The following is a 23218-nucleotide window of genomic DNA, read 5'->3' on the forward strand; positions in this document are numbered from 1 at the left end:
CGCCCATGAAAAAGGCGCTGTACCCATCAGCTGTTGATGACCCCGAATGCGATGCGCAGCAATTGCTTGACAGATGGTACCCGTCCGCCATCGAGCGCCCAATGCCAGCCCAGGTAGTTGGGTAGCCGGCGCGACGCCACGCCATGGAAGCGCGCCAGCCATTCCTTGAAGCGCCGGTGATAGGCGTTGACATGTTGAACATGGATGGCGCCCTCGGCACCCTTGCGGACCCGTTCGCCGGCACTGACATTGACCGCTTGATGCGCAACGCCATGGGCACGGGCGAAGGCGGCATAGGCGGCGTTGGCGTCCGTCACCAGCAGCGCCTGGCGATCGAGTTTCGGCAGCAGGTGCCTGACCAGCTGCGCCGCTTTCAGGGCGCCGCGTCCGGTAACGGCGTCGATGGTCTGGCCGCTGCGGTCGCGCGCCACCAGGATGCAGTCAAGGTAATGCGAGATCCCGCGCAGGGCGGCCCTGCCGCCGCGCTTGCGCGGCTGGCGATCGAGCTTGCGTGAACCCTTTTGCGATTCGAGCAGGAACATCTCGTCGGCCTCGACGATGCCGCCGAGCCGTGCCGGGCGATCGTCCTTGGCCCGCTCAAGAAAGCGATGACGCCAGCGAAAGGCCGTGTTGCGGTGCACGCCAACACGCTTGGCCGCAGAGCGAACCGAGCGGGAGTCGAGCACCGCTTCCAGATAGTCGACCCACTTTCCCTTGAGCCTGAGCCGCGCCAGCGGCGTGCCAGTGAGGTCGTTGAAGGTGCGGCCGCACGCGCAGCAGCGGTAGCGTTGCAGGCCGTTGGCCTGGCCATGCCGGTGGCAGCGCTCGCAGGCGCAGTCTGGACAGCGCCGCCCGGTTGACCGGATCGCGCCGATGAGGGCGGTCACCCGGTCCAGCCCGGCTGCGGGATGCAGGGCAGCGAGCACCTTCTGACGCTGCGGCTGGTTCAGCTTTGGCAGCTGGGCGAACAGCTGCGCAAACTGCGGCGCTTTCATCGTACGCTCCCGATCGATGACGACCGGGATTGGACCGCGGGTCAGCTCAGCAGTTCAGTGCTCATCCACAGCTAGCGAGTACAGCGCCATGAAAAAAGCGGGCCGGGCATCGAGCCCGGCCCGCCTTCGCGGGGTCGTCGCGCAGCGCGGCGATTACGACTGTTTCAGGTGAACGATCCAGTACTTCGCCAGGTCGCCCGCGCCGCCGCCGCCCTTGACGGTTTCGAAGGTCTGGATGGCTTCGGCTTTCTTGCCGGCCAGCGCCTGCGCCATGCCCAGGCGCAGCTTGGCTTCTTCGGGGTTCTTCAGGCCGCCCTTAGCGATGCCTTGCTGGATGAAGCCGACACCCTTGTCGCCCTGGTCCATGGTGGCGTAGGCCCAGCCCAGGTTGACGAGGCCAGCGCCGGTCTTGGCCTTGGTGGCCGAGGCTTCGCCGGCGGCGATGTTCTTGGCATCGTCGGCCGCGCCCTTGGTCGCCTTGTCGCGCAGGGCGGCGTGGGCCTTGGCGTTCGAACCCTGGCCCAGCACGCCGGCGGCGTAGCCGGCATCCATGGCTTTCTTGGCTTCGGTCGGGAAGCCGTCGCGCAGCGACAGTTCGGCCAGGTCGACGTATTCTTCCGGCGCCATCTTCTTGACGGTGGCCGCTTCCAGGCGGTACACGTTGATCATGTTGGTCTGCGCATCGAAGCCGGGCTTGCGCGCCACGCCGCGGTTCAGGACGTCGGTCCAGAAGTCGTCGTTCGGGTAGTGGGCGACCAGTTTTTCGAGCGCGGTCAGGTAGCCGGCGTCATCCTTGACCTTGTTGGCCGACGAGGCCAGCAGGCGCAGGTCTTCCTCGCTCGGCTTCTGGCCGGCTTTTTCGGTCGCTTCGATCGCCGGCAGCAGGGCCGCCTTGGCGCTGGCGAAGTCGCCGCCCAGGTAGTGGGCGCGGATCAGGGAAGGCGTGACTTTTTCAGGGGTTGCGCTTTCTTTCTGGTAGCGCTTGAACCACTCGATCGCCTTCGGATAGTCCTTGGCGTTGTAGTGCATATTGCCCAGGGCCAGGATGAAATCGGCCTGTTCCTGGCCTTGCAGGCGGCCGGAATTGATCACGGCTTCCAGTGCCGGCATGGCGATCGCGTTGTTGTTGGTCGCCGAGCCCAGCGACAGCTTCATGCGGTTGACGACGTAGTCTTCGTACGGGGTGCGGTTCGGGAAGGCTTCGGCCTGCTGTACGCGGCTCTGCACTTCGGCGTAATTCTTGGCGTCCATCAGCGGCTTGATCGCGGCCGGGTCGAGCAGCTTGAACAGCTCTGGGCGGACGGTGTCCTTCGGCGCTTCGGCGGCGGGCTTCTCTTGCGCATGGACGGCGGTGGTGAGGGCCGGGGCCGAGAGGCCGACGGCGGCCAGCATCAGGCAGAGGCGGGCAAGACGGAGTTGGGACATTGGGTATCCTTCTATCTAGACAAAATTTCGACGAAACGCGCTTGCGCGACATTTTTTCCGCAATATAGCAAAAATGCCAATCTTGGACAAACGTGCATTGTCCCATATATCGGCAATTTTCTGGCCTGCCAATTGTGCCGCAGAGCTCGCCCGTACGCCCAGCGTCGTTACATCGCGTTACCTCGCCGCGGTCACCTTCGTGTCATTGCCGTTCGAACCCTGGCACCGGGCACGTGCCCGGCGCATCGATCTCGCCGGCCAGCCAGGCCACCGCCGCCTCCAGGGCGGGCGCGGCGAAACCATAGCTCATCAGGGCCGGGGCCGGGAAGTCCAGCGCCTGGTAGGGATTCCACAGGGCCAGGTGCAGGTCGGGACGCCAACCGGCGCGCGCGTTCGGGCCATAGCGGCGGCGCGAAGTCGAGGCCAGGATCGTGAAGCGCCCGTCCTGCGGTAGAACCGACCAGTCGAAGCTTTCGCTGTCGGCGAAGGTGACGAGGTCAACGTCATACAGGATGCCCAGCGCTTGGGCGATGCGCTCCGCCGGCACCCCGGCTTCCGCGATGCCGTCGCTGACCACGTCGGCGCGTGCGACCAGGCGCACGCGGCTGCCGCGCGCGGGCCGTTGCGGCTGGCCGAGCGCGGTCAGGCCGGCGCGCCAGGCGCGCGCCATCAGCGCGCGGTCATCCTGTTCGCGGGCGTAGGCGACGGCGCGCGCGGGATGCGCGTCGGCCAGCTTTCCGAGGCGCGCCAGTTTCGCCTCGACGTCCGGCAGCGGCAGCACGCCGTCGCGGATCGCCCCGGCGATCGCGTGCACGGTCTCGATTTGCGTGTCGCGGGTGCCGATCGCCATCACCATGTCGGCGCCCGCCGCCAGCGCGTTGACGGCGGCCTGGCCGGCGCCGTAGCGGTGCGCGATCGCATGCATGTCCATGCCGTCGGTGATGATCACGCCGTCGTAGCCGAATTCCTCGCGCAGCACGCCGGTGAGGATGGCGCGCGACATCGTGGCCGGATTGACCGGGTCCAGGGCGGGATAGACGATGTGCGCCGTCATCACCGCCGGCGCCGGCGTTGCCGCCCTGGCGGCGATACGGAACGGCGCGAACTCGAAGCGTTCCAGCTCCTCGCGCGGCTTGTCCACGCGCGGCAGGTCGCGGTGCGAATCGACGTGGGTGTCGCCGTGGCCGGGGAAGTGCTTGACGCAGCAGGCCACGCCTTCGCTCTCGCTGCCTTCCATCCAGGCCAGGGCAAGGCGAGTTGCAAGCAATGGATCGGCGCCGAACGAGCGCTCGGCGATGACGGGGTTGTGCGGGTTGTTGTTCAGGTCCAGTACCGGCGCGAAGTTCCAGTTGAAGCCCAGCGCGCGTACCGCGCGCGCCACCGCGGCGCCGACCTCGCGCGCCAGCTGCGGATCGTTCGCGGCGCCCAGGGCCATGGCGCTCGGCGGCGCCGGCACCCAGGTCGAGCGCACCACGGCGCCGCCTTCCTGGTCGAGCGCGACCAGGGCCCGTGGGCCGATGGCGCCCGCCAGGGCGCCGGTGAAGCGGGTCAGCTGGTCGGCGTCCACCATGTTCTGGCGGAACAGGCACACGCCTCCGATCTTGTGCGTGCGCAGGAAGGCGTCGGTGTCGGCATCGAGTTCGGTGCCGAACAGGCGCACCATCATCAATTGGCCGGCGAGGTCGAGGTAATCGCTCATGGTACTGGTCATGGATCTTGTGGTCAGTTGGTCCTGGTGACCTTGCTCAGGTGGCGCGGCTGGTCCGGGTTCATGCCGCGCGCGGCCGACAGCTTGGCCGCCATCGTATAAAAGGCTTGCACCGCGGTGATCGGGTCGAGGTCGGGGATGGCCGCGGTGGGAAGCAGCAGGTCGCGGCTGGCGACGTCGGCCGGCGCGGCCAGCAGCACGCGCGCGCCCCGCGCGCGCATCTCGTCGGCCAGGGCCACCAGGCCGGCCTGGGTCGGGCCGCGCGTGGCGTAGACCAGCAGCGGATAGCCTTCCTCGATCAGGGCCATCGGGCCGTGCTTGATCTCGGCGCCCGAGAACGCCTCGGCCTGCAGCGCCGAGGTTTCCTTGAACTTGAGCGAGGATTCGAGCGCCAGCGGGAAGCTGATGCCGCGGCCTACCACCATGATGTTGCGGGCCGGCGCCAGCACCTCGATCGCGGCCGACCAGTCCACCTCGGCGGCGGCGCGCAGCGCGTCGGGCAGGGCGTTGACGCCGTCCTTGAGCTCCTTGCTGTCCTGCCAGTTGGCGACCAGGCGCGCGCCGGCCACCAGGCTGGCGATGAAGCTCTTGGTCGCGGCCACGCTTTTCTCGGGGCCGGCATGCAGCGGCATGGTCCATTCGGCGGCGTCGCCGAGCGGCGACGCGGGGTCGTTGACCAGGGCCACGGTGGTGGCGCCGCCAGCGCGAAAATAACGGATCGGCTCGACCACGTCGGGGCTCTGGCCCGACTGCGAGATCGCCACCGCCAGCGTGTCGCGTGCGACGATCGGCGACTTGTACAGGGTGATGAGCGACATCGGCAGCGACGTCACCAGGCGGCCCATGCGCGCCATGATCAGGTAGGCCAGGTAGTTCGACGCGTGGTCCGAGCTGCCGCGCGCCACGGTCACCGCGCTGTGCAGCGGCGCCGCGCGCAGCGTCGCCCCCAGCTCCGCGTAGCGCTCCACGTCCTGGGTCAGCTGGTGGGCGATGCAATCGGCGGCCGACAAGGCCTCCTGCAGCATGAGCGACGGGGCGGGCTGGGTGACTGCGGAAGCGGTAGCGGTGCTCACAGGACTTCTCCTTCGATATGGACGGCTTTGATGTTCAGGTCGCGGTCGAGGACCACGAAGTCGGCATGGCAGCCCGGCGCCAGGCGGCCGCGCTGGGTTTCGCCGAGGTAGTCGGCGGCGTTGGTGGACACGCGCAGGCTGGCCTCGGCGAGGGGCAGGCCGATGCTCACCAGGTTGCGCAGCGCCTGGTCCATGGTGAGCGTGCTGCCGGCCAGGGTGCCGTCGCCCAGGCGCACGCCGCCCATGCATTTATGGACCACCTGGCGGCCCAGCATGTATTCGCCATCGGGCATGCCGGCGGCGGCGGTCGAATCGGTCACGCAGAACAGCTTGGGAATGCAGCGCAGCGCGGTCCTGATCGCGCCCGGATGCACGTGCAGCAGGTCGGGGATGATCTCGGCGTATTCGGCATGCGCCAGCGCCGCGCCGACCATGCCGGGATCGCGGTGGTGCAGGCCAGGCATGGCGTTGAACAGGTGGGTAAAGCCCGCCGCGCCGTGTTCGAGCGCGGCCACGCCGACCTCGTAGTTGCCGTTGGTGTGGCCGACCTGGACCCGGATGCCGGCCTCGGTCAGCAGGCGCACCAGCTCCATGTGGCCGTCGATCTCGGGCGCCACCGTGATGAGCTTCATCGGCGCCTGGGCGTCGAAGCGTTTCACTTCAGCGAGGCTGGCTTCGCGCGCGAACGGCGGCTGGGCGCCCAGCTTGCCCGCATTGATGTACGGGCCTTCCAGGTGCACGCCCAGGATGCGCGCTTCTCCCTTGCCGCGCGCGGCGCAGGCGCGGCCGATGGCGGCGAGGGCGCGGTCGATGTCCTCGACCGGCGCGGTCATGGTGGTGGCCAGCAGGCTGGTGGTGCCGTGCCTGGCGTGCAGGGCGGCGATCACGTGCGGGGCGTCGCCGCCTTCCATCATGTCGCGTCCGGCGCCGCCGTGCACGTGCACGTCGATGAAGCCGGGCAAAATGTAGTCGTCGCCGTTGGCGTTCGGGTCGCCCGGGCTGCCGTCGATGGCGTCGATGCGCTCGCCGTAGCGCAGCGTGCCGCGTACCCAGCCGTCGGGCGTGAGGATGTTGCCGTTGATTGAGCCAGTCATGCCGGGGTGTCCTTCAGGTGCAGTTCGATCATGCGCAGCGCGCCCAGGGCCGAATCGCCATGGGGCGCCCTGCAGCGCGCCAGCGTCGCGGCCGGCAGGTACGGGCGCAGGACGTCGCCCAGGCCGCCGCACAGCGCCAGCGGCAGGGTGCCGGACGGGTCGAGCGCCTGCGCCATCGTGGCCACTTCGCGGCCGGCCTGCTCGAGGATCGCGCCGGCGACCGGGTCGTGCTCGCCATGCTCCACCACGAAGCGCGCCAGGCTCGCGTAATCGGTCTGGCTGGCCTTGCCGAGCCAGACCTGGATCGCGTCGCGCCCGCCGCCGCAGGCTTTGATGATGTCGCGCGCCAGCGCGCCGCCCTCGGCCCGGCCGTCGAGCACCTGCTGGACGTGGGCAATCGCGCGCAGGCCCATCCAGCCGCCGCTGGCCTCGTCACCAGACGGAAAGCCCCAGCCGCCGACCTCGACCCGCGTGCCGTCCGCCCGCAGGGTTTCGCCCACGCTGCCGGTGCCGATCGCGACGATGGCGCCCGGGCGGCCTCCATGGGCGCCTATCAGGGTCGTGAAGCCGTCGGTGTCGAGCCTGAGTGCGGCGTAGCCCGGATTGGCGGCGCGGAAAGCGGCCGCCCATTTCTTGTTGTGCACGCCCGCCAGGCCCAGGCCGATGGCGCATGACTGGCGGGGAATCGCGTCGATGCCGAGCGCGGCAAAGGCCCTGGCGGTGGCGTCCTCGACCGCGCGCCAGGCATTGTCGATGCCGTGGACCAGGCCGGAAGCGCCGCTGCGGCCGGTCGCCAGCTCGGCGCCGTCGCGCCCGGCCAGGCGTACGCGGGTATTGGTGCCGCCGCCGTCGACGCCGATGAGATAGTCGATCATGGTAGGTGGGAGAAATAGGGTCAGGGCACTATATGCAGGCCCTATCTGGATGTCAACAGGTATTTAACTGGTATGCGTCGATGCGGACCACTATCGCGCGATAGTCTGCGCTTATAATCCCGGCCTCAACAGGGACGGTTGGCGGGATTGGTATCTCAACTGGTATTGCTTTCGGCGATGCGGCCGGCCTCGATCGGTGCGAGGCGCGCGCCGCGTCAAGCTCACTCGGCCGTGGTCGTGCTGCCGCTGCGCTGCACCACCAGCAACCGGGCCGGCGCGTCCTTCGCGGCAGCGTCCCTGTCGCCGTGGTGGTTTGCGTCGCGCAGCACATGGACCCTGGCGGCGCCGGGCCCGTGGACGGCGATGTCGGCGCGCCCGGCCGTCAGACGGGTGCCGTCCAGCGCGCCCGAGCCGTTCAGTCGCACCCGCACCAGGTCGACCCGTCCGCCGATGTCGGCGCCGCCCGGGCCGCTCGACGTCAGCACCAGGCGCTTGCCGTCGATCTCGGCCTTCAGGCCGCCCGAGTCGCGCAGCTCGGCTTCCAGCACGTCGGATACCCGGGCCAGTGCGACGTCGCCGGGGCCGCGGCTCTTGATGGCGGCCTTGCCCGCCGCCAGCGCGCTGCCGTCGAGGTCGCCCGAGCCCGTCAGTTCGGCCTTCAGATCGGCCACTGTGCCGCCGAGGGTGACGTCGCCCGGACCGTCCAGGCGCAGGGCGGCGGCTTGCGCGCGCAAGCCGCGCGCCGTGAAATCGCCGGAACCGCTCACCGCGGCGTCGAGGTGGGTAATGGCGCCGCCGACGCAGGCGTCGCCCGGCCCACGCTGCTGGATGCTGACGCGGCCGGCGGCCAGGTCGCAGGCGTCGAAGTCGCCCGAGCCGGTGAGCTCGGCGCGCACCTCGAGACTGCTGCCGCGCAGCCGCAATCCGCCGGGGCCGGTCACGCGCGCATCCAGGCGCGCCAGGCGCAGGCCGTCGGCGTCCAGGTCGCCCGAGCCCGTCAGGCTGGCCTGCAAGTCGTGGTCGACGTTGGCGAGCCAGACGTCGCCGGGACCGCTCATGGCCAGTTCCACCTTGCCGGCGCGCAGGCGCTGCAGGTCGGTGTCGCCGCTGCCGCTCACCCGCAGTGCGAGCTCGCGCACCGCGCCCGAGACCTGCAGGTCGCCAGGGCCGTCGACCTGCAGCGCGACGCGCTCGCCGTTGACCTGGGCCAGCGTGACGTCGCCGCTGCCCGACATGGCAAGCCGCTCGAGCTGCGGCGTGCCGATGTCGATCGTGACGGCCTGGCGCCGCTGGCTGAAGCCGAACTGGAACGAGCGGCGTTCCAGCGGGCGCACGACCAGGGTGTCGCCGCGCACGAAGACCTCGACCCCGTCGAGCTGCTCCCGCTCGCCCGACAGGCGCAGGCCGGAGCGACCCTGGGCGTCGATCGTGACGTCGTAGGGGCCGGACAGTTCGATGGCGCTGAAGGCGCCGACGCTGCGCTGCTCGGTGATGCGCCTGTCGGGCGTGCCGGCCTGGCTGTCGCCGATCGCGAGGAGGGTGGCGCCGGCGGCGAAGGCGGTCAGGGCGGTTTTCAGGACGATGTGCATGGTGTTCCTGGTTCGGAGTCGACGGGAGACTGAACGATATGCCGGGCCCGTGCGCGCTGCACGATGAATCCGACGAAGCGGTGGTTTGGGGCGACCGGCTGCGCCCGTACGCGACGAACCGCGCGGCGTTTGCGCCAATCCCCGGTCCCATGTCCGGCATGGAATGTCATAATGTCGAGATCGTCGAAGGAGAAGCTTGTCGTGAAACGTGACCCTGGCCCGCCTTCAGCGCGGGCAGCAAGATCGTCGGGCGCCGTCCGGCCGCTGCTGCGCGCCTTGCCGCTGCTGGCCGGGCTCGCTTGCTCCGGCGCCATGGCGGCGCCGTCGACCTTCGGTCCCGTGATCGGCAGCGCGCTGCTGTGCCGTAGCCAGCTGGACAATGCCTATTTCCACGCCTACCTGACCCAGGCCTTCGGCCCGGCCTACAAGCGCGAGGGCGGCGCCTGGTGGTTCCGAACCGAGGCGTCGCTGTGGGGCGCCCAGGTGAGCGAGGTGATGGTCAGCGACGACACCAGCAACCTGGTGTTCGTGGCCGCCGTCCTCGACAGCACGCCCGAGGAGCTCGAGAAATCGGTGCGCGCCGCCGTCGGCGTCGCCTTCAAGCCGGTGGACGCCTCGCGCCACCCTTTGCGCAAGTCCAACCCGGGCAGCACGATCGCCTACGCCAATGACAAAAGCAAAATATACTGCGCGAAGTTCAAGCCGCAGCCTCCGGGCCGCTAGCCGCGCACGCCACATCGTCCGTTCCAACGCATGTACAACCATTATTTCCAGCTGAAGCACGCCCCGTTCTCGATCGCGCCCGATCCGCGCTACCTGTTCATGAGCGAACGGCACCGCGAGGCGCTGGCCCACCTGCTGTACGGCGTCGGCAGCGGCGGCGGCTTCGTCCTGCTGACCGGCGAGATCGGCGCCGGCAAGACCACCGTGTGCCGCTGCTTCATCGAGCAGATTCCCGAGGATTGCCGGCTGGCCTATATCTTCAATCCGCGCCTGAACGCCGAAGAGCTGTTGCAGACGATTTGCGACGAGCTGCGCATCGCGCTGCCGTCCGGGGTGAGCGGCGTCAAATCGTACGTCGATGCGATCAACCGCTACCTGCTCGAATCGCATGCCCAGGGGCTGAACAATGTGCTCGTGATCGACGAGGCCCAGAACCTGTCGAGCGAGGTGCTCGAACAGTTGCGCCTGTTGACCAATCTCGAGACCAGCGAGCGCAAGCTGCTGCAGATCATCCTGATCGGCCAGCCCGAGCTGCGCACCATGCTGGCGCGGCCGGAGCTGGAGCAGCTGGCGCAGCGCGTGATCGCGCGCTATCACCTGGGGCCGCTGTCCGAGCAGGAAACCGGGGCCTATATCGCGCACCGGCTGGCGGTGTCGGGGGCGGTCGGGATGCCGTTCCCGCCGGGCCTGACGCCGCAGGTACACCGCCTGACGCATGGCGTGCCGCGCCGGATCAACCTGCTGTGCGACCGCGCGCTGCTCGGCGCCTATGTCGAGAACAGCCCGCAAGTCACGCGCGCCATCCTGCTCAGGTCGGCCGAGGAAGTGTTTGCCGGCGAGCCGGCCCCACGCAAGCCGCTGCGCTGGCCGCTGCTGGCGGGCGGGGCGCTGGCCGGCGTGGCGATCAGCGCCGCGGCCTGGCAGATGCTGCCGCACCAGGCGCAGCCGGCCGCCGCGCAAGCGGGGGCGGCGGCCGTGCAGCAGGTGGCGGCCAGGCCGGCGCCGCCGTCGATGGAGGGGGCGCCCGTGGCCGGCGCCGATTTCGCGGTCGGCAAGAACGAGACCGATGCGCTGCGCGCGCTGGCGGCCCTGTGGGGGCCGTCGTTCGCCGGCATTGCCGGCGCCAGCCCGAAGGCGATCTGCGAGGCGGCGCAGCGCGCCAACCTGCGCTGTCACCAGGGCCGCGGCGGCCTGTACGAACTGCGCCTGCTGGACCGCCCGGCCGTGGTCACCCTGCACGATGGTCCGCGCACCGGGTATGCGGTGCTGGTCGGGATGGACGAAGACAGCGTGCTGCTCGCCGCGGATGGGCGCCGCGCGCGGGTCGCCATTCCCGCCTTCGTCTCGCGCTTCGGCGGCGAGTTCACGACGTTCTGGCGCATGCCGGGCGCGTTTCGCGACGTCGTGGGACAGGGCGACCGTGGCCCCGACGTCGACTGGATCGCCCAGCGCCTGGCGGGCCTGAACAAGACCACCGCGCCGCCGCTCGACCAGCCGCTGGCGGCGCGCACCCAGGAATGGCTGCGCGCCTTCCAGGCGGCCCAGGACCTGAAGGCGGACGGCGTGGCCGGGCCGCGCACCTATATGCGTCTGAACCAGCTGTCGGGCGTGGCCGAGCCGCGCCTGGTGGCCGGTCCGGCGACGGGAAACTGATATGTCGTACATCCTCGAAGCACTCAAGAAGGCCCAGGCCGAACGCCAGCTGGGCAATGCCCCGACCATCCATGCGCCGCCGCCGATGTATGCGGCGCCGGATCGCGCCCAGGGCGGGAACCGGCGCCATCTCGTGATCGGCCTCGGCCTGGGCGTGCTGGTGGCGGCCGCCGCGTTGCTGTGGGTACGCCACGGGGGCGAGCAGCCGGTGCGGCTGGCGGCGGCGCCGGTGGCCGTGCCGGCGCCGGTGTCTGCGCCCGCACCTGCATCCGCTCCTGATCCTGCTCCTGCGCCGACCGCCGCTCCAGCGCCGGCGCCGCGCGCAGCCGCGCCGGTGGCCGCGAAGCCGGCGCAGACAAGGGGCGTGGCCGAAGCGCCGGCTTCTTCAACGCGGGCCGCGCCGGCGCGCAAGGCGTCAGAACCGGCGCCGGAGCCGGCGTCGACACCGGCGCCAACACCGGCGCCCGTGGCGGCGGCCGTGCCGGCCGGCGACGACAACCTGCGTACCCTGCAGCAATTGCCCGAGGCGGTCAGGCGCGAGATCCCGCAACTGAGCTTCGGCGGCTACATCTATTCGCCGACACCGGGCGAGAGCTTGTTGCTGGTCGATAAGATGCTGCGCCGCGAAGGCGAGGAAGTGGCGCCCGGACTGGTGCTCGAGCGCCTGATGCCGAAGGCGGCGGTGATGAACTACAGGGGGACCCGCTACCGTGTCGCGTACTGAAGCGCCGCCAACGGCGCAACGGCAGGGGGCCGGCCCGGTCCTGGGCGTGGTGGGCTGGTCGGGCAGCGGCAAGACCACCTTGCTGGAAGGGCTGGTCGCGCGCCTGGCGCAGGACGGCTTGCGGGTCAACATCGTCAAGCACAGCCACCACGACATCGAACTCGAACCGCCGCGCAAGGACAGCGCGCGCCTGCGCCTGGCCGGGGCGGCCGAGGTGATGATCGCGTCGCCTTACCGCATTGCCATCATGCGCGAACTGCGCGCCGAGCCGGAGCCGGGGCTGGACGAGTTGCTGGCGCGGCTGTCGCCGGCCGACCTGACCCTGGTCGAAGGCTATAAATGGACATCCCTGCCCAAGCTGGAGGTGCACCGCCCGGGTCTGGGCAAGCCGCCGCTGTTCCAGGACGATGTCACGATCCTGGGCGTGATCTCGGACGCGGCGCGGCCCGTCGATGCGCACGCCGGACTCGCCTGGCTCGACTTGAACGACCTGGGGCAGGTGGTGGAATGGGTTTGCGGATGGTTAAAGTCGCAGCCTCAAGTTCGGGGCGAAGCGGCCGTTAAAGACTGACGTGTCTTTTTCTGGAGAGGTGTATGGACGTCACGAACATTGCAAAGCTTGCAACCAGCATGGCCGAAACCGGTATCCGTCAGGAAGTCGGCGTTTCCATGCTCAAGAAATCCATGGACATCCAGGCGGCATCGGCCGCCCAGCTGCTCGACGCGCTGCCACAGCCGCAAAACCTGCCACCACACCTGGGCAATACGATCAATACCAAAGCTTGAACACAAAGGCGTGAATCCAGCGCCTGAGCGATCGGCGCTGATCGATGCAGAAGGCACGAACTTGAGCGCAAAAGCCAGGTCGAAGATCACATGGGATTGTGTCTTGCCTTTTGAAACCCGGCTTGCATGCCGGGTTTTTGCTGTCGTCGTTTAGTGGAATGCGCGCAGGATGCGCTCCTCGCCCGACCGGTCCTGGTAGCGGTCATTGGCGGCGCGGGTAGCGGCCATCATGCGCTCGAGTTGGGCATCCTCGAAGCGTGACAGTTCTTCATTCGCCGCTTCGAGGGCGAGCGACAGCTTGGCGCGCGCATTCTGGTACAGGGCGCTGGAATAATGATCGGTATTCTTGAGCAGTTCTTCCGCGTTTTCGATCACGAGGCGCAGGTCGCCAATCAATTGCTCCTGCGTTTGTGCAGTGTGTTCAGAGTTTTCCATCGCCTTCACCTCTAAGCCGTATGAGTGACGTCTTAAAATATAAACAAGGAAGCTCCGCTCTGTTTGTTAGTGCGCAAACATAAGACAGCCGTTCTGGTGCCCTATTTCTTCGCACTATAAGCCCGGCGCGCGGGCGTCAACAGCTTACTGCACGGTAATACGCAGGTCACCGACCGAGACGGTCTGGCCACTGCGGATTTTCGCCGTTTTGCGGAGTTCCTGCCGACCATCGACCGACACCACACCGCTGGCGACCATGTTCTTGCCGGCGCCGCCGCTATCGACCAGGCCCACCAGCTTCAGCAGCTGGTTGACCTCGACGAATTCTGATGTCAAATCGAAAACTATTTTTTGCATTCTATCCTCGGGTTGGTGAAGGCGGCGTACGATTGATGAGGTCGCCTAATGTGGACGTGGAACGCCGTCGTTCGATCGACACCGCAGCGTCGTCCGGCTTACACCGGATCCGGATGCGTCATGTCGATCGGCACGATCCACTGGTCGAACTGCCGTTCGTCGACGAAACCGCTCTGCAGGGCGGCCTGGCGCAAGGTCAGGCCGTCCGTCGATGCCTTCTTGGCGATCTGCGCGGCGCGATCATACCCGATGTGCGGCGCCAGCGCAGTCACCAGCATCAGCGATTTTTCCATCAGCTCGCCGATGCGGGCGCGGTTCGGCTCGATGCCCCGGGCGCAATGCTCGTCGAACGAACGCATGCCGTCGGCCAGCAGGCGTGCGCTCTGCAAGAAGTTATGCACGATCATGGGCTTGAACACATTGAGCTCGAAATTGCCCTGCGAGCCGCCGACCGTGATGGCGACGTCGTTGCCGAATACCTGGCAGCACAGCATGGTGAGCGCTTCGCACTGGGTCGGATTGACCTTGCCGGGCATGATCGAGCTGCCCGGTTCGTTCTCGGGAATGGTGATCTCCCCCAGGCCGGAGCGGGGGCCGGACGCCATCCAGCGCACGTCGTTGGCGATCTTCATGAGGGCCGTGGCCAGGGTCTTGAAAGCGCCGTGGGCGCCGACCATGGCGTCGTGGGCGGCCAGGGCCATGAACTTGTTCGGCGCGGTCTTGAACGACAGGCCGGTGCGCGAGCCGAGCTCGGCCGCAATACGCGGGGCGAATTCGGGGTGGGCGTTCAGGCCGGTGCCCACCGCGGTGCCGCCGGCGGCCAGCAGCAAGAGGCCCGGCAGGGTGGACTTCAGCAATTGCTCGGCATAGTCGAGCTGGGCCACGTAGCCGGAGAATTCCTGGCCCAGGGTCAGCGGCGTTGCGTCCTGCAGGTGGGTGCGGCCGATCTTGACGATCGGCTCGAAATCGCGCGATTTGCGCAGCAGGGTGCCGCGCAGCTGGGCCAGCGCCGGCAGCACATTCTTGGCCAGGGCCCAGGCGGCGGCCACGTGCATGGCGGTCGGGAAGATGTCGTTCGACGATTGGCCCATGTTGACGTCGTCGTTCGGGTGCAGCAGTCGCCCTTCGCCGCGCGCGCCGCCCAGCAGCTCCGAGCCGCGGTTGGCCAGCACTTCGTTCATGTTCATATTGCTTTGCGTGCCCGAGCCGGTCTGCCAGACGGCGAGCGGGAATTCGTCAGGATGGCGGCCCTCGAGCACTTCGTCGGCCGCCCGCATGATGGCGTCGGCCTTGTCGCTGGAGAGCTTGCCGAGCGAACGGTTGACCGCCGCCGCCGCACGCTTGACCTGGGCCAGCGCCGCGACCAGCTCGGGCGCCATGCGCTCGGTGGAGATGTGGAAATGGTGGAGCGAGCGCTGGGTCTGCGCGCCCCATAGACGATCGGCAGGCACGTCGATCGGGCCAAAGCTGTCCTTCTCAATCCTGTTTTCCATAAACATTCCTGTTTTACAAGGGGCTGGGATTAAAGAGTTTATCGCAATGTCCGTTAATTACGCTTGGGCTTCTCTTTCGGTATTCCTTATGGCTAGCCGCCTCCCCTTGACCATCACTTGCACGCTGCTGTCCGGCCTCGCCGGCGCAGCCGAACTGGGCGAAGCGCAGGTCGCTTCGTACATCGGCCAGCCGCTCGTGGCGGACATTGAACTGACCATGCTCGCCGCCCCGTCGACCCCGGTCCAGGTGCGCCTGGCCCACCCGAACGTCTACCGCGGCGCCAATATCGGCATGCCGCACATGCTGTCGACACTGAATATGACTGTGACGCAGCGCGAGGGCCGCCAGTTCCTGCGCGTCACGTCGCTGGCCCCGGTCGAGTCAAGCCGCCTGCACCTGTACCTGGAACTGGCCGATGGCGGCCAGCGCGACGTGCGCCTGGTGACCTTGTCGATGGCGCCGGATCCGAATCCCCCGCCGCCGGCGCCGGCCAGGATCGCGACGCCGGTCGTGGCCGCCACGCCGCCGCCGGCCGCGGTCGCGCCGGTCGTGGCCAAGTCGCGTCCGGCGCCGCCCCCCGTGCCGGTCGTCGCGAAGATCGCGCCGGCGCCGAAGCCGGAACCCGCATCCGGGGCCGAGCCCAGGCCGGAACCGCCACGGGAAGCGCGGCCGGCGCCGGCCGCGAAGCCGACCCCGCCGCCCAGGGCGCTGCCCCTGGCGCTGGCCGCACCGCCTGCGCCGGCCGCCTGCGCCCCCGGCATCGACCGTTCGACCGTGTGCGCCGCGCTGGATGTCAAGAATGCGCAATTGCGCGAACAGATCGGCCAGCTGGAAGACAAGGTGAAGGTATTGCAGGTGGCGCTCGGCGCCAGTCCGGCGGCGGTGGGCAAGCCGCAGCTTGCCAACCCGAACACGCCGCATCCGGCGCGGCGGCGTCCGGCGCCCGAACCGGAGGCGTCGACGCCCTGGGGCTGGATCGCCGGCGCCGTTGGCGCCATGCTGGTGCTGGCCGGCGCTGCGCTCCTGATGCTGGTGCGGCGGCGTCGCCAGCGGGCAGGGCAGCTTCAGCCCATGCGCGGCGTACCCTGGATCACGCGCCTGCGCGAGCGTATCGCGCGCAAGAAAACAAGCCCGGAACCGGTCGAGCCGAATCTGGACGAGACCGGGAAGCAGATGTCGACACCAGGGTGACGGTGCGTAATGCAGGACGTGTGATCGATGAGGCCAACAAAAAAGGCACCCGCAGGTGCCTTCGTTCAGGATTCGCCGGGAATCAATGCACCGGGAATCAATGCGCCTGCAGCGCGCGGTCCAGCCGGCCATCGGATGGCTCGGTCACGTCGCGGATCGCGCGGTCATTGGCCATCAGCTGCTTGAGCAGGTCGATCTTGCGCAGGCGCTGGGCGCCTGCCAGGGCAGGCATGCCGGCGGCGGCGCTGCGGGCTTCGACCTTGGCTTCCAGGTTCAGGCTGGCAAACTCGTTCCAATCCCCGGTCTTGGCGGCGTCCGACATCCGACGGGTCAGGCCAGCCAGGTTTTCGTACATCGCGAGGGCGTCGTTTGCGTTCATGTTGCCACCAAAACAATGAAAGTCCGGCCGGATTGCCGGTTGTCTGGTTCTTTTACGGCAGCGGTTTCGGGAACTTTAGGGTTGCCTCGAAAAAATCTTGAATTTTTTTTGAGGCGGTCTGGCATGCCATGCCACGCCGTTGCGCGGCATGGCGCACCGCTTTCGCATCCCCTGGTCAACGATCGACGCGCGGCGACGGCGCCGTTCGCCGCCGGCTGGCATACTGTCGTCATGGATCATGAGAACAAACACGACAAGATGCACGCGGAGGAGCACGACGCGCACGACGCGCTCGACGAGATCGCGCGCCGCACGCTGGCGCATTACGAGCGCAACGCCGATGCCTTCTTCGCCGGCACGATCGACCACGACGTCAGCCAGAACATCGCCGCCCTGCTGGACGCGATCGAGGCTCCGCGCCCGTACACCATCCTCGACCTGGGCTGCGGCCCGGGGCGCGACCTCAAGACCTTCGGCGCGCTGGGCCATCGTGCCATCGGCGTCGACGGCAGCGAACGCTTCGTCGCCATGGCGCGCGCTTACAGCGGCTGCGAGGTTTGGCGCCAGGATTTCCTGCACCTCGATCTGCCTCAAGGCTTATTCGATGGCATTTTCGCCAACGCGGTGCTGTTCCATGTGCCCAGCGCCGCCTTGCCGCAGGTGCTCGCGCACCTGCACGCCGCGCTCAAGCCGGGCGGGGTGCTGTTCAGTTCCAATCCGCGCGGCGACAACCAGGAAGGCTGGAACGGCCCGCGCTACGGCAGTTATCATGATTACCCCACCTGGGAACGCTACCTGCGCGCGGCCGGCTTCACCGCGCTGCATCACTACTACCGTCCGCCCGGCCTGCCGCGCGACCAGCAGCCCTGGCTGGCCAGCGTCTGGAGAAAACCAGGGTAGTTGTTGCGACCTGTTTGTTAAGCGTCGAACAGAACCGCCTGGAAGTTCTACCTATTCTTAAGGCTCATCCACGTCACAGGCAAGGAGACTGCAATGAACAAGGATCAAGTCAAAGGCAAGGCGAAGGAAGTTGGCGGCAAGGTGCAGCAGAAAATCGGCGAAGCCGTCGGCAGCCGCCAGCAGCAGAGCGAAGGCCTGTCGAATCAGGCCGAAGGCAAGGTCCAGAAGAAAGTCGGCGACATGAAGGAAGTCGCCAAAGGCAATCGCTGATCCAGCCCGTCTTCCAGAACGGCCCGGTCGTGAACGCGACCGGGCCGTTCTGCTATCTGGCCGCCGAATTGCGTCCCGGATGATGCGCCAGGCGTCCGGATGGCGACGCCAGGCCAGCGCCCTCAGCCGGGCGCCGCTCCTTGCGCCGGCCGGTCCCCCAGCACGTCTTCTATATAGAGCATCTTGACCAGCACCGACAGCACTGCGGCCAGCGGTGTCGCCAGCGCCACGCCGGCGAAGCCGAACAGGGTGCCGAAGACCAGCTGCATCACGATCACCAGCGCAGGCGGCAGGTCGATCGCCTTGGCTTCGATCATTGGCTGCAGCACATAACCTTCAAGCATGTTGATGGCCGCGAACAGCAGCAGCGCATACATCGCCATTTCCGGACTGATCGACAGTGCCAGCAGCACCGCCGGGATGCCGGCCATGATCGGGCCGAGGTAGGGGATGAAGTCGAGCAGGCCGGCGATGATGCCCAGGATCAGCGCCAGCGGCACGCCCAGCAGGGAGAGGCCGATCGCGGTGGTGGTGCCGACGATCAGCATCGACACCGCCTTGCCGAGCAGCCAGCTGGCCAGCGAATCACCGATCTCATCGATGACCTCGCGCGCGCGGCCGCGCCTGTGCTGCGGGATCAGGCGGATGAAGCCGCCGGTATACACACCCGGCGTGGCGGCAAAATAGATGCCGACGAAAATGATGATGACGACGTTGCCGAGGGCGCCCAGCACGCCCGTGAAGAACAGGCCGGCATTCGGCACCAGCGAACTCATCTGCTTGACGATGTCTTCCGGCGGCGGCAGTTCGTCGACGACGCGCTTGAGCAGGGGATGCTGTTCGACTTCGCCCTGCAGGCGCTCGATGGCGGCCGGGATTTCCTTCGCCAGCTGGGTCGACTGTTCGGAAATCTGCGGCGCCATCGCCCAGCCGCCCAAGCCGATGATGGCGCCGAGCAGCAGCACGACGATGCCGAGCGCGAGCTTGCGCTGCAGATGAAAGCGCCGGTGCATGATCTCGCTCAGTTTATAGAGCAGGATGGCGAACAGGACGCAGGCGAACACCAGCAGCAGCGCATCGGCCGCCAGCACGGCGGCGGCCAGGCCAAGGACGAACAGCACTGCGATGCCATTGACGAGGGTCACACGGCGCGCCAGCCGGCGCTGGCCTTGTGGGGCGTCATGGGTTGCCGGGACGGTGTCGGGAGTGGTGTCATTCATGGGGATTCTCTTCTCGAGCGGCGCGCCGCGTTGCAAAAAAAGATTAGCATTCAAGCCATAAAAATGTCGCGCGGATGGGGTCGCATGACTATGTGCGTGCGCGAACAGATGAGCGGGCGCGAAAGGACTATTCTGAAGTCATCGCATGGCCATCCAGGCATGTATTACTCAAGGAGAACACCATGAACAAAGACCAAGTCGAAGGCAAACTGAAAGACATCGGCGGCAAGATTCAGGAAGGCGCCGGTAAAGCGGTGGGCAGCACCGAACAGCAGGCCAAGGGCCTGGCAAACCAGGCCGAGGGCAAGACCCAGGAAGCCTACGGCGACGCGAAAGAAGGCGTGAAGGATGCCGTGGACGGCGCAACCCGTCCAGCGCCACGTCCGTAAGCCACGCCGCGCTTTTTCGAGCGCAATGAACAACGGCCGCGTCGATCGACGCGGCCGTTTTGTTTTGGAAAACAGCGATCAGTTCGGCTGCGTGCCGCCCAGCTGCCGCTTGAAGTAGGACTCGATCAGGCCATACACGTGGCGCTGGTTGGTGCGACCCGACATGCCGTGCTTGGCGCCCGGATAGGTCATCAGGTCGAACTGCACATTGCGCTTGACGAGTTCGTCGATCAGCAGGGTGGTGTTCGAGAACAGCACGTTGTCGTCGGCCATGCCGTGGATCAGGAGCAGGCGCGATTGCATGCCGTCCAGGTGGGCGAACACGCCGCTGCGCCGGTAAGCTTCCGGATCGCCCTTCGGGGTGCCGCCGACGTAGCGCTCGGTATAGTGGGTGTCGTACAGCGCCCAGTCGGTCACCGGCGCCACCGACACGCCCATCGCGATCTTGCCTGACGCCGCGGAGAGCAGGCGCAAGGTCATGAACCCGCCATAGCTCCAGCCGAACACGCCCACGCGCTTCGGATCGACGAAGCTCTGCCTGGCGAGCCAGTCGATGCCGGCCACCTGGTCTTCGACTTCGTGCTGGCCCAGGTTGTTGTGCAACACATCGGTGAACTGGCGCTCGCGGCGGCCCGAGCCGCGGTTGTCGAGGCGGAAGACCACGAAGCCCTGCTGCGCCATGTATTGGTCAAAATAATTGCCCCAGGCGCGGGTCACGCGCTGCGAATGCGGGCCGCCATAGGTGAACAGGAATACCGGGTAACGTTTGTTCGCATCGAACCCGGCCGGCTTGATGATCGAATAGTGCAGGGTCTGGCCATCGGCCGCCTTCAGGGTGCCGAATTCGGTCGGCAGATGCGCATCGAGGTGGCGCGTGTACGGATGGTCGGCATCGAGTTCGTTCTTTTCGATCCACTCGACCATGCTGCCGTCGGCGCGGCGGATCGATACCTGCGGCGGGGTGTTCGGGTTCGAATAGGTGTCGACGAACAGCTTGCCGTTGCCGGCGAACGAGGCCTCGTGCCAGCCGTCGCCCTGGGTGATGCGGGTCGGCTTGTCGGCGCCGCGACCGTCCAGCGACAGCGCATAGGTCTGCTTGTCGATCACGGCGTCGCGATTCGACGACACATAGACCTTGCCGGCGCCTTCGTCGACGGCCAGGATATTGTCCACGCCCCAGTCGCCGCGCGAGATCGGGTGCAGCAGCTTGCCGTTCAGGTCATACAGGTACAGGTGCTTGCGGCCGCTGCGCTCGGACGCCCAGACGAAGGCCTGGCGGTTCTTGAGGAAGCGCAGGTCGTTATGGACTTCGACCCAGGTAGGGGAGGTTTCCGAGAACAGCGGACGCTGGGCCAGGGTGGCGACGTCGACCGCCACCAGGTCGAGGCGCTTCTGGTCGCGCGTCTGGCGCTGGTAGACGAGGGTTTTGGCGTCGGCGCTGAAGTCGGCGCGCACCAGGTAGATGTCCTTGTCCTGGCCGAGGTCGATTTTGCGCTGCGCGCCGGTGGCCGGATCGACGATCATCAGCTCGATCGCCACGTTCGGGTCGCCCGCGGCCGGGTAGTGCTGGTCGATCACTTCGGTGCGGTCGGCGAAGATCTCGAAGCGGCGTACCACCGGCACCGGCGCCTCGTCGTAGCGGCGGTAGGCGATGTGCGAATCGTCCGGCGCCCAGTAGTAGCCGGTGTGCTGGTCCATCTCTTCCTGGGCGATGAATTCCGCTTCGCCGTTGTGCACGGTGCCCTTGCCATCCGTGGTCAGCTGGCGCTCGGCGCCGGTGGCGAGATCGATCACCACCAGGTTCTGGTTGCGCACGAACGACACGTAGCGGCCACGCGGCGAGATCTTCGGATCGATGACGTTGCCCGAGGCGACCTTGCGCGCGGCTTCCGGCCTGGCGGCATCCACGAGATACAGGTCGCCGCCGATCGGCACCAGCAGCCGCTTGCCGTCGGGCGACCAGTAATAGTTGAGGATGCCCGACAGGCCGGCGGTGCGCGCGCGTTCGCGGCGCGCTTTTTCCTCGAGTGACAATTCCTCGTTCGGCACCAGCTGCTTGGAATCGACCAGGCGCTGCGTCGCCTTGCTCCTGGTGTTGTATTCCCACAGGTCGAGACGGTACTGGTCGTCGGCGCGCGGGCGCAGGAAGGTCACGCGTTCGCCGTCGGGCGAGACGCGCAGGTTGCGCACGCTGGCGCCGGCCAGCGAAGATTCACCGTAGATGCGGTCCAGTGTCAGTCGTTCGGCCATGGCGGGAGCGGCCGCGAGCGCGGCCAGTAGGAGGAGAAGAGGGCGCATGATGTCTCTCGAGGATTATTAATTTACAGCAATCGCGAGACGATACCAGAGTCAGCGGGGCTGCGCCATCGCGCCATCGCGGATCCGCTGGCGCGCCAGCTTCTCGAACTGCCAGGTCAGCAACACCGCCGCCACCGTCAGCGCCACCACCAGGCCGATCCAGAAACCGGTGGCTTCCATCGGCGCGGCCGGGGTCCACGGGAACCAGGCCGGCGCCAGGCCGAGGATGCAGCCGAGCGGCAGCGACAGGCCCCAGAACGACAGCAGCTGGATCACCATCGGCGGGCGCGTCACCTGGTAGCCGCGGATCGCCGAGGCGGTCGCCACCTGGGTCGAGTCCGACAGCTGGAACAGGGCGGCGAACAGCAGCAGGTTGGCGGTCACCTGCTGCACCGCCGGGTCGGAGGTGTACATGGCCGCGATCTCCCAGCGGAACAGGGCGATGCCGAGCGCGGCCGCCACGCCGAAGCTGACCGAGACGCCCACGCCGACCCAGCCGACGAAGCGCGCACGCACCGGGTCGCCTTCGCCCATCGCCTGGCCGACGCGGGTGAGCATGCCGATCGCGAAGCTGAGCGGCACCATGAACACCAGCGAGGCGAAGTTCAGGGCGATCTGGTGCGACGACACCTGCACCACGCCATACCGCGCAACCAGCAGACTGATCAGGCCGAAGGCGCTGACTTCGGCAAAATAGGTGACGCCGATCGGCAGGCCGAGGCGCAGCTGGGCGCCGATCTCGCGCGCATCCGGCCCTTCGTAGCGGTCGAAGGGGTAGGTCAGGCGGTACGCCGGCGAGCGCACGATCCACCACAGCATGGCGCCCAGCATCATCCACAGTGCAGCGGCGGTGGCGACCGCGCAGCCGACCGCGCCCAGCTGCGGGAAGCCGAATTTTCCGTACACCAGCACCCAGGCGAGCACGGTATTGAACACCAGGCCGGCAATGGCGATCCACATGACCGGCTTGGTCTGGTTGATGCTGGTGGTGTATCCATACAGCGCGCGGTACACCCCGAAGGCCGGCATGCCGACGCTGATCACGTGCAGGAACAGCGCGGCGCGGTCGGCCACGTGGGCGTCCATGCCGATGTGGTCGAACAGCAGCGTGCACAGGTTGGCGAACAGGCAGCCGACCAGGCCGACCAGCAAGCCCTTCCACATGGCCTGGCGCACCGAATGCGGCACCCGGTCGTGACGCGCGGCGCCGATCTCGTGCGCGACAACGGTGTTAATCGCCATCATGGTGCCCATCACCGTCACCAGCACGATCGACCATACCGCCGTGCCCAGCGACACCGCCGCCAGTTCGTCGGCGCTGACGTGGCCGGTGAGGGCGACGTCGACCACGCCCATGCCGACCGTCGCCAGCTGGCCGACCAGCACCGGCCACGACAGGCGCCACAGGGTGACGATCTCGGTGCGGACGGGCGTGGCGGCGACGGTGCTGGTGGCGTGGGTGGCGGTCATGATGCGGGTAGGGGGACGATGGACCCGTGATTTTACTGATTTATTGTCAAGACCGGTGTAAGCGCCTGTCCCGGCAGGGCAGGCCAGGGAGAGATCTGTTGATCGCACCAAGTTTTATCCCATCGTTAATGTTGCGCATACGCAATACAACTTGCCGCGATCTGCACCAC

Annotated in this window: 23 protein-coding genes; 9 read left to right on the forward strand and 14 right to left on the reverse strand. The window is 67.5% G+C overall.

The genetic code is table 11. The features are described 5' to 3' along the window. Positions 1-26: 26 nt before the first annotated feature. The 7 genes from ACZ9AQ_RS12760 to ACZ9AQ_RS12790 all read right to left on the reverse strand — a co-directional run bounded on the left by ACZ9AQ_RS12760 (position 27) and on the right by ACZ9AQ_RS12790 (position 8759). Positions 27-995 (reverse strand): IS1595 family transposase, encoded by a 969-nt coding sequence (locus tag ACZ9AQ_RS12760; RefSeq protein ID WP_429205195.1) that lies wholly within the window; start codon positions 993-995, stop codon positions 27-29. Positions 996-1148: 153 nt separating this feature from the next. Further along, positions 1149-2420, reverse strand: a complete 1272-nt coding sequence (locus tag ACZ9AQ_RS12765; protein WP_429205194.1) for a tetratricopeptide repeat protein — start codon at positions 2418-2420, stop codon at positions 1149-1151. Between the two features lie 202 nt (positions 2421-2622). After that, positions 2623-4131, reverse strand: a complete 1509-nt coding sequence (nagZ, locus tag ACZ9AQ_RS12770; RefSeq protein WP_429205193.1) for a beta-N-acetylhexosaminidase — start codon at positions 4129-4131, stop codon at positions 2623-2625. An 11-nt stretch (positions 4132-4142) separates the two neighbouring features. Beyond that, positions 4143-5153: an SIS domain-containing protein gene (locus ACZ9AQ_RS12775; protein WP_429205295.1), complete on the reverse strand. Its 1011-nt coding sequence runs from the start codon at positions 5151-5153 to the stop codon at positions 4143-4145. A gap of 44 nt (positions 5154-5197) precedes the next feature. Next, entirely contained in the window at positions 5198-6295 is a 1098-nt protein-coding gene (gene nagA, locus ACZ9AQ_RS12780; protein WP_429205192.1) for an N-acetylglucosamine-6-phosphate deacetylase, read from the reverse strand. Beyond that, positions 6292-7170 carry a glucosamine kinase nucleotide-binding domain-containing protein gene (locus ACZ9AQ_RS12785; RefSeq protein WP_429205191.1) on the reverse strand — a complete coding sequence of 293 codons (879 nt, stop codon included), beginning with the start codon at positions 7168-7170 and terminating at the stop codon, positions 6292-6294. The genes nagA and ACZ9AQ_RS12785 overlap by 4 nt, the downstream gene beginning before the upstream one ends. A gap of 221 nt (positions 7171-7391) precedes the next feature. Further along, positions 7392-8759, reverse strand: coding sequence for a GIN domain-containing protein (locus ACZ9AQ_RS12790; protein ID WP_429205190.1), 1368 nt, complete (start codon positions 8757-8759; stop codon positions 7392-7394). Between the two features lie 201 nt (positions 8760-8960). On the opposite strand from ACZ9AQ_RS12790, the gene ACZ9AQ_RS12795 reads away from it, so the two are divergent. From ACZ9AQ_RS12795 to ACZ9AQ_RS12815, 5 genes are read left to right on the forward strand one after another with little or no spacing between them, the layout of a single operon-like run. Next, complete coding sequence (locus tag ACZ9AQ_RS12795; RefSeq protein ID WP_429205188.1) at positions 8961-9482, forward strand: hypothetical protein; 522 nt, start codon at positions 8961-8963, stop codon at positions 9480-9482. A gap of 30 nt (positions 9483-9512) precedes the next feature. Next, on the forward strand, positions 9513-11135 hold the full coding sequence (locus tag ACZ9AQ_RS12800) for an AAA family ATPase (protein WP_429205186.1): 1623 nt from the start codon (positions 9513-9515) through the stop codon (positions 11133-11135). A 1-nt stretch (position 11136) separates the two neighbouring features. Continuing rightward, positions 11137-11859 (forward strand): general secretion pathway protein GspB, encoded by a 723-nt coding sequence (locus ACZ9AQ_RS12805; protein WP_429205185.1) that lies wholly within the window; start codon positions 11137-11139, stop codon positions 11857-11859. Then, complete coding sequence (mobB, locus tag ACZ9AQ_RS12810) at positions 11846-12430, forward strand: molybdopterin-guanine dinucleotide biosynthesis protein B (protein ID WP_429205183.1); 585 nt, start codon at positions 11846-11848, stop codon at positions 12428-12430. The genes ACZ9AQ_RS12805 and mobB overlap by 14 nt, the downstream gene beginning before the upstream one ends. Positions 12431-12453: 23 nt before the next feature. Then, positions 12454-12645, forward strand: coding sequence for a YjfB family protein (locus ACZ9AQ_RS12815; RefSeq protein ID WP_005668925.1), 192 nt, complete (start codon positions 12454-12456; stop codon positions 12643-12645). Positions 12646-12795: 150 nt separating this feature from the next. Here ACZ9AQ_RS12815 and ACZ9AQ_RS12820 read toward each other — a convergent pair whose 3' ends face one another. From ACZ9AQ_RS12820 to fumC, 3 genes are all read right to left on the reverse strand, one after another. Further along, on the reverse strand, positions 12796-13080 hold the full coding sequence (locus ACZ9AQ_RS12820; protein ID WP_429205181.1) for a DUF883 family protein: 285 nt from the start codon (positions 13078-13080) through the stop codon (positions 12796-12798). A gap of 144 nt (positions 13081-13224) precedes the next feature. Then, complete coding sequence (locus ACZ9AQ_RS12825; protein WP_005668930.1) at positions 13225-13437, reverse strand: RNA-binding S4 domain-containing protein; 213 nt, start codon at positions 13435-13437, stop codon at positions 13225-13227. Positions 13438-13535: 98 nt separating this feature from the next. Next, entirely contained in the window at positions 13536-14930 is a 1395-nt protein-coding gene (gene fumC, locus ACZ9AQ_RS12830) for a class II fumarate hydratase (RefSeq protein WP_429205180.1), read from the reverse strand. A gap of 88 nt (positions 14931-15018) precedes the next feature. Here fumC and ACZ9AQ_RS12835 point away from each other — a divergent pair, with 88 nt between their 5' ends. Next, the gene (locus ACZ9AQ_RS12835) at positions 15019-16122 is read left to right on the forward strand and encodes a type IV pilus assembly protein FimV (RefSeq protein ID WP_429205178.1); all 1104 of its coding nucleotides are present in this window, start codon (positions 15019-15021) and stop codon (positions 16120-16122) included. 97 nt (positions 16123-16219) lie between these two features. Here the strand turns inward: ACZ9AQ_RS12835 and ACZ9AQ_RS12840 are convergent, their stop codons facing one another. Then, on the reverse strand, positions 16220-16501 hold the full coding sequence (locus ACZ9AQ_RS12840) for a flagellar protein FliT (RefSeq protein ID WP_429205176.1): 282 nt from the start codon (positions 16499-16501) through the stop codon (positions 16220-16222). 258 nt (positions 16502-16759) lie between these two features. On the opposite strand from ACZ9AQ_RS12840, the gene ACZ9AQ_RS12845 reads away from it, so the two are divergent. After that, positions 16760-17401 (forward strand): class I SAM-dependent methyltransferase, encoded by a 642-nt coding sequence (locus ACZ9AQ_RS12845; RefSeq protein WP_429205293.1) that lies wholly within the window; start codon positions 16760-16762, stop codon positions 17399-17401. Positions 17402-17494: 93 nt separating this feature from the next. Next, entirely contained in the window at positions 17495-17671 is a 177-nt protein-coding gene (locus ACZ9AQ_RS12850; protein ID WP_429205175.1) for a CsbD family protein, read from the forward strand. Between the two features lie 122 nt (positions 17672-17793). Here ACZ9AQ_RS12850 and ACZ9AQ_RS12855 read toward each other — a convergent pair whose 3' ends face one another. Next, the gene (locus ACZ9AQ_RS12855; RefSeq protein WP_429205174.1) at positions 17794-18891 is read right to left on the reverse strand and encodes an AI-2E family transporter; all 1098 of its coding nucleotides are present in this window, start codon (positions 18889-18891) and stop codon (positions 17794-17796) included. A 182-nt stretch (positions 18892-19073) separates the two neighbouring features. On the opposite strand from ACZ9AQ_RS12855, the gene ACZ9AQ_RS12860 reads away from it, so the two are divergent. Then, a complete protein-coding gene (locus ACZ9AQ_RS12860) occupies positions 19074-19280 on the forward strand; it encodes a CsbD family protein (RefSeq protein ID WP_429205172.1) in 207 nt (68 codons plus the stop codon). Positions 19281-19358: 78 nt separating this feature from the next. Here the strand turns inward: ACZ9AQ_RS12860 and ACZ9AQ_RS12865 are convergent, their stop codons facing one another. Then, positions 19359-21578 (reverse strand): S9 family peptidase, encoded by a 2220-nt coding sequence (locus ACZ9AQ_RS12865; RefSeq protein WP_429205171.1) that lies wholly within the window; start codon positions 21576-21578, stop codon positions 19359-19361. 51 nt (positions 21579-21629) lie between these two features. Further along, positions 21630-23048: an MATE family efflux transporter gene (locus tag ACZ9AQ_RS12870; protein WP_429205169.1), complete on the reverse strand. Its 1419-nt coding sequence runs from the start codon at positions 23046-23048 to the stop codon at positions 21630-21632. Positions 23049-23218 lie beyond the last annotated feature (170 nt).

Source organism: Massilia sp. UYP34, from assembly GCF_056279385.1.

Bases quoted from the DNA above. Each gene is read 5' to 3' on its own strand.
- ACZ9AQ_RS12855 (WP_429205174.1), bottom strand. From the start codon at position 18,891: ATGAATGACACCACTCCCGACACCGTCCCGGCAACCCATGACGCCCCA.
- ACZ9AQ_RS12850 (WP_429205175.1), top strand. From the start codon at position 17,495: ATGAACAAGGATCAAGTCAAAGGCAAGGCGAAGGAAGTTGGCGGCAAG.
- ACZ9AQ_RS12785 (WP_429205191.1), bottom strand. From the start codon at position 7,170: ATGATCGACTATCTCATCGGCGTCGACGGCGGCGGCACCAATACCCGC.
- ACZ9AQ_RS12790 (WP_429205190.1), bottom strand. From the start codon at position 8,759: ATGCACATCGTCCTGAAAACCGCCCTGACCGCCTTCGCCGCCGGCGCC.
- fumC (WP_429205180.1), bottom strand. From the start codon at position 14,930: ATGGAAAACAGGATTGAGAAGGACAGCTTTGGCCCGATCGACGTGCCT.
- ACZ9AQ_RS12775 (WP_429205295.1), bottom strand. From the start codon at position 5,153: ATGCTGCAGGAGGCCTTGTCGGCCGCCGATTGCATCGCCCACCAGCTG.
- ACZ9AQ_RS12835 (WP_429205178.1), top strand. From the start codon at position 15,019: ATGGCTAGCCGCCTCCCCTTGACCATCACTTGCACGCTGCTGTCCGGC.
- ACZ9AQ_RS12760 (WP_429205195.1), bottom strand. From the start codon at position 995: ATGAAAGCGCCGCAGTTTGCGCAGCTGTTCGCCCAGCTGCCAAAGCTG.
- ACZ9AQ_RS12825 (WP_005668930.1), bottom strand. From the start codon at position 13,437: ATGCAAAAAATAGTTTTCGATTTGACATCAGAATTCGTCGAGGTCAAC.
- ACZ9AQ_RS12800 (WP_429205186.1), top strand. From the start codon at position 9,513: ATGTACAACCATTATTTCCAGCTGAAGCACGCCCCGTTCTCGATCGCG.
- ACZ9AQ_RS12845 (WP_429205293.1), top strand. From the start codon at position 16,760: ATGCACGCGGAGGAGCACGACGCGCACGACGCGCTCGACGAGATCGCG.
- nagZ (WP_429205193.1), bottom strand. From the start codon at position 4,131: ATGACCAGTACCATGAGCGATTACCTCGACCTCGCCGGCCAATTGATG.
- ACZ9AQ_RS12870 (WP_429205169.1), bottom strand. From the start codon at position 23,048: ATGACCGCCACCCACGCCACCAGCACCGTCGCCGCCACGCCCGTCCGC.
- ACZ9AQ_RS12815 (WP_005668925.1), top strand. From the start codon at position 12,454: ATGGACGTCACGAACATTGCAAAGCTTGCAACCAGCATGGCCGAAACC.
- ACZ9AQ_RS12840 (WP_429205176.1), bottom strand. From the start codon at position 16,501: ATGAACGCAAACGACGCCCTCGCGATGTACGAAAACCTGGCTGGCCTG.
- ACZ9AQ_RS12860 (WP_429205172.1), top strand. From the start codon at position 19,074: ATGAACAAAGACCAAGTCGAAGGCAAACTGAAAGACATCGGCGGCAAG.
- ACZ9AQ_RS12765 (WP_429205194.1), bottom strand. From the start codon at position 2,420: ATGTCCCAACTCCGTCTTGCCCGCCTCTGCCTGATGCTGGCCGCCGTC.
- ACZ9AQ_RS12865 (WP_429205171.1), bottom strand. From the start codon at position 21,578: ATGCGCCCTCTTCTCCTCCTACTGGCCGCGCTCGCGGCCGCTCCCGCC.
- ACZ9AQ_RS12805 (WP_429205185.1), top strand. From the start codon at position 11,137: ATGTCGTACATCCTCGAAGCACTCAAGAAGGCCCAGGCCGAACGCCAG.
- nagA (WP_429205192.1), bottom strand. From the start codon at position 6,295: ATGACTGGCTCAATCAACGGCAACATCCTCACGCCCGACGGCTGGGTA.
- ACZ9AQ_RS12820 (WP_429205181.1), bottom strand. From the start codon at position 13,080: ATGGAAAACTCTGAACACACTGCACAAACGCAGGAGCAATTGATTGGC.